This window comes from Kitasatospora sp. NPDC007106 (assembly GCF_040634455.1).
Taxonomy (GTDB): domain Bacteria; phylum Actinomycetota; class Actinomycetes; order Streptomycetales; family Streptomycetaceae; genus Kitasatospora; species Kitasatospora arboriphila.
Genome location: NZ_JBEYFP010000207.1, coordinates 1 through 9,439, shown reverse-complemented (window position 1 = coordinate 9,439; position 9,439 = coordinate 1). Strand labels below are relative to the sequence as shown.

Below are 9,439 nucleotides of genomic sequence, written 5' to 3'. Positions count from 1 at the left end.
GCGTGCGGGTGCTCCGGGCCGCCCGCGGCGCGGCCCCCGTGGGCGTGACCGTCGGACGCGTGATCTGCCTCGGGGTGACCTGGCCGCCGGCTCGGCTTCCTGCTGGGCGGCCGCGGCCCGGACACCAGCCTCGCCAACCTCACCGAGCTGCTCCCCCAGTGGCTGGCCGCCGCCCGGGCGCACGGCTACCGGCTGCCGCCGGCGCACGTGCCCGCCCTGCTGGACACCGCCCGCGCCCGCAGCGAGCTGCGCCCCGACGTGGTGGCCCTGGCCGGCCCGCTCGGCCGCTGGCTGGCCGGGCAGAACCCGGACTGGCGCTTCGTCGGCCGCACCGCGGCCGCGACCGGAGCGGCAGGCGCCGCCGACGCTCAGCACGATCCGGCGGCCGGCGAGCAGATCTGGCAGGAGGGCCTGTTCGCCGAGCGGGTCACCCACCTGACCAGGCTGCGCCGCCGCGACCCGGCGGCCGGCCTCGCCCTGCTGCGCTCCACCTGGGGCACCGAGCGGGCCGAGGACCGCCTGCTCTTCCTCGACGCCCTGCAGGAGGGGCTGTCCACGGCGGACGAGGAGTTCCTGGAGGCCGCCCTCGGCGACCGCAGCAAGAACGTCCGCACCACCGCCGCGGAGCTGCTCTCCACCCTGCCCGGCTCGGCCCTCGCCGCCCGGATGGCCGAGCGCGCCCGCGTCTGCGTGCACCCGCTCGACGGCCTGCTCGCCGTCGCCCCGCCCGCCGAGTGCGACGCGGCGATGCAGCGCGACGGCATACCGCTCAAGTCGCCCACCGGGCGCGGGCAGCGCTCCTGGTGGCTCGGCGAGATCGTGGCCGCCGCCCCGCTCGCGCTGTGGACGGACGCCACCGGCCTGACCCCGCAGCAGGTGCTGCGGCTGCCCGCACGGGAGGGCGGCGAGGCCGACGGCACCGACTGGTCGGCGGACCTGCGGGAGGCCTGGGCACGGGCCGCCGTCCGGCAGCACGACGAGGCCTGGGCCCGCGCCCTGCTCGGCCCGCCGCCCCGGCCGGGCGGCGCCGAGCGGACGGCGGGCGCCCCGGCGAAGCTGCTGGCCGTCCTGCCGACGGTGGAGCGGGCGGCCTGGACGGCGGCGTTCATCCGGGCCCACGGGCTCGGCGACGCCTTCCAGCTGCTCGGGGCCTGTGCCACCCCGTGGACGCCGCCGCTCTCCACCGCGGTCGTCGCCGCGCTGGAGCGGGCGGCCGGCTCCGGGGCCTACCCGTGGAGCCACAGCGGGGTGCTCGGCATGACGGAGCGGGCGCTCGCCCCGGAGGCCGCCCCCGCGGTGGAGGCGCTCGCCGCCGACGCCGCGCCCGACACCGCCTGGGCCGACACCTTCACCCGTCTCGCGGAGACGCTCCGGCTGCGGGCGGCCATGTTCGCCGAACTCGCGCCCTGAGGGGCCGCGTACGGCGGGCCGGTGGTCAGCCCGCGCGGCGGAGGTTCGCCTCGACCCAGTCGACCACCGACCCGGTCGTGGTGCCGGGGGTGAAGACGTCGGCGATGCCGAGCTCCTTGAGCCGGGCGATGTCCTCCTCGGGGACGATCCCGCCGCAGAAGACCGTGATGTCCTCGGCCTCGCGTTCGCGCAGCAGCTCCATCACGCGTGCGCAGAGGGTCAGGTGGGCGCCGGAGAGGATGGACAGCCCGATGCCGTCGGCGTCCTCCTGGATCGCCGTGTCGACGATCTGCTCGGGGGTCTGGTGCAGGCCGGTGTAGATGACCTCCATACCGGCGTCGCGCAGCGCGCGTGCGATCACCTTCGCGCCCCGGTCGTGGCCGTCCAGCCCCGGTTTGGCGACCACCACGCGGATCGGCCCCGACACACCCATCGCTGCCTCCTGGACCTCGTCGTCCGCGGCCCGGCCGCCCCGCCCGGACGCGGGCGCGGTGTCCACGGCCTCCGGCGGGCCTGCTGGCAGCGTAACGCGGAGTGCACCCGTCGGCGGTTTTCGGTTGCGGACGGGCGGGGAAAATCACAGGGCTGCCCGTCAGCCACCCCTGGTACCAGCTCTTCCGTCTCCCCTGCGTCGGCCGCCGCAGGGGCCCCGCGCCGTCCTGCCGGGGAGAGCCGCATGACGATCCCGTTCCAGCGGACGGCCGCCACCGTCCGCGGCGCGGGCGCGGAAGCCGCCGCGCTCGCGCACCACTTGGTCCGCTACCCCACCGGAATCCCGCCGGAGCGACGGCCCCGTCCGTGCCCGGACCGCCCGGCGCCGCCCGCCGCGCCGCCCCGGCACGACCCCGTGCTGCTGCTGCACGGGTTCGTCGACAACCGGGCCGTGTTCGGGCCGCTCCGCCGCGATCTGCACCGGCACGGCTGGACGCACCTGCACGCCCTCAACTACTCGCCGCTGACCCGCGACGTGCGGGCCGCCGCCGTGCTGCTCGCCCGGCACGTCGAGTGGGCGGCACAGGCGCACGGGGGCCGCCCCGTCGCCCTGGTCGGGCACAGCCTGGGCGGCCTGATCGCCCGTTACTACGTGCAGCGTCTCGGCGGCCACGAACTCGTCCCCGAGGTGGTCACCCTGGCCACCCCGCACGAGGGGACGACGGCGGCCCTGCTGCCCAACCCCTTCCCGATCACCCGTCAGCTTCGGCCGGGCAGCGACCTGCTGGCCGAACTGCGGCTGCCGGCGCCGGGCTGCACCAGCCGCTTCACGGCCGTCCGCGGCGGACTGGACGAGGTGGTGCTGCCCCGCCGCGGCGCCCGGCTGGACCATCCCGACCTGGACGCCGCCAACGTGGCCGTGCCCGGCGCGGGCCACGTCGGACTGCCGGCCCACCCGCGGGCGGTCGCCGTCGTCCGGCTCGCCCTGGAGGCGTGGGCCGCAGGGCCCCTGACGGAGCGCCACGCGTGCTGAGATGCGCACTTCGTCCGGGATCGTGATCAAGGTCTACAGTCTCGACTGTTTTCTCCCGGTCACTCCCGATTCCGAGGAGGCGGCGCGATGACGGTCAGACGCTCCCCCGTCCGCATCCCGATCCGTATCCCGATCCACCGGCAGCTCCCCGGCCCGGCCGGCGGCGCCGAGCGGCCCCGCGGCCAGCACCGCGGCCCGCGGGCGAGCACCACCCGGCGGGCGATGCTCACCGTCGCCCTGCCGTCGGCGGCCACCCTCGGGGTCTTCGGGGTCGCGGCCGCGACCGTGCACGCGGACCGCACCCGGCTGCCCGGCCCGGCGCCGTCCGGCCCCTCGTTCCCCTCCCGTGGCCCCGCCGGCGAGCGGCCCGGCCCCGACCGGGCCGACCGGGAGCTGGCCCGGGCGGCGCTCGCCGCCCGCGGCCGTCCCCGACCGCAGCGGCCGGAGCAGCCCGGGGAAGCCGGGAGCACGGACACCGCGCCGCGGCCGCTGTACGTGCTGCCGGTCGAGCGGACGGGGCTGAGCGCGGGCTTCGGCCAGGCCGGTCCGCACTGGGCGGCCCGGCACACCGGCATCGACTTCCCGGTGCCGGCCGGCACGCCCGTCCGCGCCGCGACCGACGGCACGGTGACCACCGGTTGGAGCGCCGCCTACGGGTACCTGGCGGTCGTCACCGCCGCGGACGGCACCGAGACCTGGTACGGGCACCTGCGCGGGTACCGGCTGCCCGGAGGGCCCGTCCGGGCCGGCGACGTCGTGGGATGGGCGGGGTCGACCGGGAACGCCACCGGGCCGCACCTCCACTTCGAGGTGCGGCCCGGTGGCCGGGCCCCGGTCGACCCGGTGCCGTGGCTGCTGGCCCACGGGGTCGACCCGCGCTGAGCGCCCCGGGCGAGGGCCCCGGGCGGGCGGCGCGGGCCGGCCCGACGGGTTCGACGACTCAGAGCTTCTCGACCGGCGCGTAGCGCAGCAGCAGCTGCTTGCGGCCGGTGGTGCCGAAGTCGATCGTCGCCTGCGCCTTGTCGCCGACGCCCTGGGTGGCGACGACGGTGCCGAGGCCGAAGGAGTCGTGGCTGACCCGGTCGCCGACGGCCAGCGCGACCACCTCGCGCTCGGTCACCTTCCGCGCGGACTTCGCCCAGCCCGGCTGCGGCGTCGTCGTCGTCGAACGGGCCGAACCGCCGGAGGAGCCGTACGAGCGGGACCCCCCGGAGGACGAGGGCGAGAAGCCGCGGGCCGGGGGCACGGCCGCCGCGCCGGTGCGCTTCCAGTCGACGAGGGTGTCCGGGATCTCCTCCAGGAAGCGGGAGGCCGGGTTGTACGCGGGCTGGCCCCAGGCGCTGCGGAGCACCGAGCGGGTCAGGTACAGCCGCTGGCGGGCGCGGGTCAGGCCGACGTAGGCGAGCCGGCGCTCCTCCTCCAGCTCCTTGACCTGGTTGAGGGCCCGCATGTGCGGGAAGATCCCGTCCTCCATGCCGGTGAGGAAGACCACCGGGAACTCCAGGCCCTTGGCGGTGTGCAGGGTCATCATCGTGATGACGCCCTGGCCCTCCTCGTCGTCCGGGATCTGGTCGGAGTCGGCGACCAGCGCGACGCGCTCCAGGAAGTCGGCGAGCGAGCCGACCGGCGGGGCGCCCTCGGCGTCCTCGCCCTCGGGGCGCTCGCCCGGGTCCTGCTCGTACTCCAGGGCGACGGAGGCGAGCTCCTGGAGGTTCTCGATCCGGGTCTCGTCCTGCGGGTCGGTGGAGGCCTGCAGCTCGGCGAGGTAGCCGGACTCCTCCAGCACGGCCTCCAGCACGGCGGCGGGGCCGGCGCCGGACTCCACGACCTGCCGCAGGCCGGCCATCATCGCGTTGAACTTCTTCACCGCGTTGGCCGAGCGCGCGGCCATCCCGTACGCCTCGTCGACCCGCTGCAGCGCCTGGGCGAAGCTGATCCGCTCGCGGGCGGCGAGGGCGTCGACCATCGCCTCGGCGCGCTCGCCGATGCCGCGCTTGGGCACGTTGAGGATCCGCCGCAGCGGGACGGTGTCCTCCGGGTTGGACAGGACGCGCAGGTAGGCCAGGATGTCCCGGACCTCCTTGCGCTCGTAGAAGCGGACGCCGCCGACGACCTTGTACGGCAGGCCGACCCGGATGAAGACCTCTTCGAAGACGCGGGACTGCGCGTTGGTGCGGTAGAAGATCGCGACGTCGCCGGGCCGGGCCTCGTCCTCGTCGGTGAGCCGGTCGATCTCGTCGGCGATGAACTGGGCCTCGCCGTGCTCGTCGTCGGCGACGTAGCCCACCACCCGCTCGCCCTGGTCGCCGGCCGTCCAGAGGTTCTTCTTGCGCCGGTTGGTGTTGCGCTCGATGACTGCGTTGGCGGCGGTGAGGATGGTCTGCGTGGAGCGGTAGTTCTGCTCCAGCAGGATCGTCGTGGCGTCGGGGTAGTCCTCCTCGAACTGGAGGATGTTGCGGATCGTGGCGCCGCGGAAGGCGTAGATCGACTGGTCGGCGTCGCCGACCACGCAGAGCTCGGCCGGGGAGATCTGGGCGAGCCGGGCCGCGGTCGGGTTGACGAAGTCGCCGTCCGCGGTGAGCTTCGGCGCGTCGGAGAGGGCGCCGCCGGAGAGCTCGCGCACCAGCGTGTACTGGGCGTGGTTGGTGTCCTGGTACTCGTCGACCAGGATGTGCCTGAAGCGCCGGCGGTAGTGCTCGGCGACGTCGGGGAAGGCCTGCAACAGGTTGACCGTGGTCATGATGATGTCGTCGAAGTCCAGCGCGTTCGCCTCGCGCAGGCGCCGCTGGTAGAGGGTGTACGCCTCGGCCAGCTTCTTCTCCATCGGGTTGGCGGCCCGGTCGGCGTAGGTCTCCTCGTCGATCAGCTCGTTCTTGAGGTTGCTGACCTTGGCGGTGAAGGACTTCGGCGGGAACTGCTTCGGGTCCAGGTCGAGGTCCCGGCAGACCAGGGACATCAGGCGCTGCGAGTCGGCCGAGTCGTAGATCGAGAACGACGAGGTGAAGCCGAGCAGCTTCGACTCGCGGCGCAGGATGCGCACGCAGGCGCTGTGGAAGGTGGAGACCCACATCGCCCGGGCGCGCGGGCCGACCAGCTGCTCGACGCGCTCGCGCATCTCGCCGGCGGCCTTGTTGGTGAAGGTGATCGCCAGGATCTCGCCGGGCTGGGCGCCGCGGGCGGCCAGCAGGTATGCGATCCGGTGGGTGAGCACCCGGGTCTTGCCGGAGCCGGCGCCGGCGACGATCAGCAGCGGGGAGCCGTGGTGCAGGACGGCCTCGCGCTGCGGGTCGTTCATGCCGGCGAGCAGCTGCTCCGGGTCGATCACGGGGCGGGCATGGCCGTTGCGGTAGTACGCGTCGCGCTCGTCCTGGGCGGCGAGGTCGGTCTCGAACAGGCCGTCGGGGATGGCCTCCTCGTACGGCGGCTCCTCGTCCAGCGGCGGCTCGTCGTGGGCGGGGCTCGACCCGAGCGAGGGACTCTCGAAGCCGGGGAGCGGGAGGTCGTCAAAGAGGCTAGTCATGGCATTCCGAGTGTATGACCCGCCGCCGACACTCCGGCCCGGGTCGCCGGATCCGCCCCGGTGAGGGGGCGGCCGCTACGGCGCGTCCGGGTAGACGAAGGCCACGAAGCCGCCGTACGCCGCCGAGACGGCGGCGGCCGAGCCGAGCAGGAGCATCAGCGACGCGCGGCTGCGGATCCGGGCGAGCCCGGTGGCGACGGGCAGCAGCAGGGCGAAGGCGGGCAGCAGGAAGCGGGCCCTCGAGTTGAAGTAGGCGGCGTCGCCGAGCGCCAGGGTGAGCATCGCCGCGCTGTAGAGCAGCAACGGGAGCGGCTGGCGCTGGATGACGGACATGCCGAACAGGACGACCGCGCCGATCAGCACGGCCGCGACGACCACCTGGGTCAGCCAGACCTGGTCGGCGTCGGTGAGCAGGTCGCGGAAGGAGTACAGGGTGCTGCGGCCGAGGTCGAAGTGCGAGCGCCAGGCGTCCTGGACCCGGAAGTAGCCGTCCCAGCGGCCCTTCACGGCGCCGACCCAGGCGAGGAAGCCGAGGAAGCCGAGCGGGGCGAGCAGCATGCCGAGCGCGGTGCGCAGCGTGCCGCGCCCCCGCAGGACCTCCCAGAGCGCGGCCGCTCCCACCGCCGCGGCGAGCGCGACCCCGGTGGGCCGGGTCAGCCCCGCGAGCAGGCAGAGCGTTCCGCCCCAGACCCAGCGGCGGGTGATCACGGCGTACAGCGACCAGGCGGCGAACGCCGTGAACAGCGGCTCGGAGTAGGCGGAGCTCTCCACGACGGCGTAGGGGGTGATCCCCCAGAGCACGGCGGCGATGACGCCGACCCGCTGTCCGTGGAGCCGGGCGGCGACCGCGTAGACGCCCCAGGCGGCGCCCAGCGAAGCCGTCCAGGCCACGAGCAGCGCCGCCTGGTGCGCCGGCAGCGGCAGCACGGTGTGCACCAGCCGCACCAGCGCGGGGTAGGCGGGGAAGAACGCGTACGGCTCGTAGGGGCCGTACGGGCCGGGCACCGGGGTGGTGCCCGCATAGCCGTGCAGCGCGATCTCGCGGTACCAGTACGCGTCCCACAGGGTGCTGAGCCGGCCGAGGCCGGGGGTGCCCCGGTGGGAGCCCCAGAGCACGAGCACCAGGACGCCGAGGGCCCGCACGGCGGCGTAGCCGATCAGCGCGGGGGCGGCCGCTCGCAGCAGGCCGGCCGGCCGCGAGGACCACCCCGCGGGTGCCGGGCGGGAGACGCGGACGGCTGTTTCCGCGGACAAGAGCACCCCATCGTCGGAGGCGACGCCGGTGCCGGCGGTCGGCGTCTCCGCTCGGCGCCGGAACCGCAGCGGATTGCGCGACACCTCATGATGACAGCCCGATTGGCCCCCGGATGCAAACGCAACGTCAACCCACGATGACGATCAGCTCGTTGTCCGCTCGAACAGAGCGACGGTGAGCCCACGAACGTGCATCACCTCGGTCTGCCGGTAGGACGCGCGGAGCGCCTCGGATTCCGCGGCCGGGAACCGCTTCAGCGTGTCGCTGTCGTTGCCCATGGTCACGACCCAGATCCGGGGCGTGCCCAGGCAGGCGGTCGGCACCGGGCAGGCCGATGCGAACAGGTCACCGCGCTCGACGGCGTTCTTCGCGACCAGGACGTCCTGGAGGTGGACCCGCTCGGGCAGGTAGTAGCGGACCTCCAGGTCGATCATCATCCACTTGTCTTCGCCGCGGACCGGGGCGAAGCCGTCTCCCGGCCGGTACCGGTCGGCGATGAACTGCGCGGCACGCCGGCCGTCGGTGTGCTCGTGGGAGGTGGAGGTACGGAGCTTCTGCTGGTCCGGGACGCCGATCGCCGCCACCAGCACCAGCCCGACCACTCCGAGCAGCCGGGGCCGCAGGGAGTTGAGCCCCGCCGCGGCGAGGATGCACCAGGCCGACACGGTGTAGAGCTGGTACCGCTCGAAGAAGTAGACGCTGGGGCCGTGCGAGAGGACCCAGCTGATGGCGATCGGCAGGACCGCGACCGTGCCGATCTCGAAGACCGGCTGACGGCGGCGCGCCCAGCCGCCCGGGATCGCGATCAGGACCAGGAAGCAGCCGCTGACCAGCGCCGAGCCGAACAGGTTGTGCCAGTAGTCGATGTAGGTCTGCAGCCACGGGGTCTGCAGCCAGGAGATCTGCCGGCCGACCTGGCGCTGGCCCAGCAGCACGAGCGGGACCACGGGCAGGAGGCCGATCAGCACCGATGCGCCGAAGCCCAGGAGCGTTCCGCGGTTGCGGTCCCGCCGCCACTGGAAGAACACGATCACGGCGTGGCCGGACAGGAAGAGCAGCGACACCATGTGGAACAGGCCCGCCGCGGCGACCGCGACCGCGTACGGCAGCCAGCGTCGCGGAGCCGGCCGCTCCAGGGCCCTCAGCAGGAGCCACGTGGCGCAGGAGACGGCCAGCACCACGAATCCGTAGGTCCGGGCCTCCTGGGCGTACCTGGAGATCGACGGCACGACGGCGAAGAGCAGGCCGGCGAAGAGCGCGGTGCGGGTGTCGAACATCTTGCGCGCGGTCAGCGCCACGAACACCGCCGCACCCGTCATCGCCAAGGCCGACGGGAGCCGCATCACCGCGGGGGAGTCGCCGAGGACGGCGATCCAGTAGTGCATGAACAGGTAGTAGGCCCCGGAGACGGCGTCGACGTGCTGGAGCATGTCGAACAGCTCGCCGGTACTGCGGGTGGCGGCGCTCCAGGTCGCGTACTCGTCGCGCCACAGCTGCGGCCGGGCGCTGCCGCGCACCCCGAGGGCGAGCGTCAGCAGGGCGGGCCAGAGCCAGAAGGTGCGGCCGGCCAGTGCCGTGAAGCTCGCGGTCCGTCCGGTCCGCGTTCCGTTGCTGCCGCCCCCCGGGCCACTGCGAACGGGAGCCGTGGCGCTGGATGTCATGTCGTCCAAACCCTCCGAGCCGTGTCTGCACGGCGAGACTGGGTGCACCTGCACGGCTCCGCGGGACGTCCCCCGGCCGCGCGGTCCGCTCTCCCGACGGAACCGTGGCACCGCGTCGATCGTCACGC

The 9,439-nt window shown here is 74.4% G+C and carries 7 protein-coding genes; 3 read left to right on the top strand and 4 right to left on the bottom strand.

All coding sequences use genetic code 11. The annotated features are described in order from the left end of the window. Positions 1-207 precede the first annotated feature (207 nt). Positions 208-1,410, top strand: coding sequence for a DUF5691 domain-containing protein (locus ABZ641_RS17910; protein ID WP_359982879.1), 1,203 nt, complete (start codon positions 208-210; stop codon positions 1,408-1,410). Positions 1,411-1,435: 25 nt separating this feature from the next. Here ABZ641_RS17910 and ABZ641_RS17905 read toward each other — a convergent pair whose 3' ends face one another. After that, a complete protein-coding gene (locus ABZ641_RS17905; protein ID WP_344626897.1) occupies positions 1,436-1,843 on the bottom strand; it encodes a cobalamin B12-binding domain-containing protein in 408 nt (135 codons plus the stop codon). Positions 1,844-2,086: 243 nt separating this feature from the next. Between ABZ641_RS17905 and ABZ641_RS17900 the strand changes: the two genes are divergently transcribed. Both ABZ641_RS17900 and ABZ641_RS17895 read left to right on the top strand, forming a co-directional pair. Then, positions 2,087-2,875: an alpha/beta fold hydrolase gene (locus tag ABZ641_RS17900; protein ID WP_344626883.1), complete on the top strand. Its 789-nt coding sequence runs from the start codon at positions 2,087-2,089 to the stop codon at positions 2,873-2,875. 87 nt (positions 2,876-2,962) lie between these two features. Beyond that, positions 2,963-3,757 carry a M23 family metallopeptidase gene (locus tag ABZ641_RS17895; protein ID WP_344626884.1) on the top strand — a complete coding sequence of 265 codons (795 nt, stop codon included), beginning with the start codon at positions 2,963-2,965 and terminating at the stop codon, positions 3,755-3,757. Between the two features lie 58 nt (positions 3,758-3,815). Here ABZ641_RS17895 and pcrA read toward each other — a convergent pair whose 3' ends face one another. The 3 genes from pcrA to ABZ641_RS17880 form a co-directional block, all read right to left on the bottom strand. Next, positions 3,816-6,395, bottom strand: a complete 2,580-nt coding sequence (gene pcrA / locus ABZ641_RS17890; RefSeq protein ID WP_344626885.1) for a DNA helicase PcrA — start codon at positions 6,393-6,395, stop codon at positions 3,816-3,818. Positions 6,396-6,470: 75 nt separating this feature from the next. Further along, positions 6,471-7,649 (bottom strand): hypothetical protein, encoded by a 1,179-nt coding sequence (locus ABZ641_RS17885; RefSeq protein WP_359982875.1) that lies wholly within the window; start codon positions 7,647-7,649, stop codon positions 6,471-6,473. Between the two features lie 144 nt (positions 7,650-7,793). After that, positions 7,794-9,311, bottom strand: a complete 1,518-nt coding sequence (locus tag ABZ641_RS17880) for a glycosyltransferase family 39 protein (RefSeq protein WP_359982872.1) — start codon at positions 9,309-9,311, stop codon at positions 7,794-7,796. Positions 9,312-9,439: the final 128 nt, after the last annotated feature.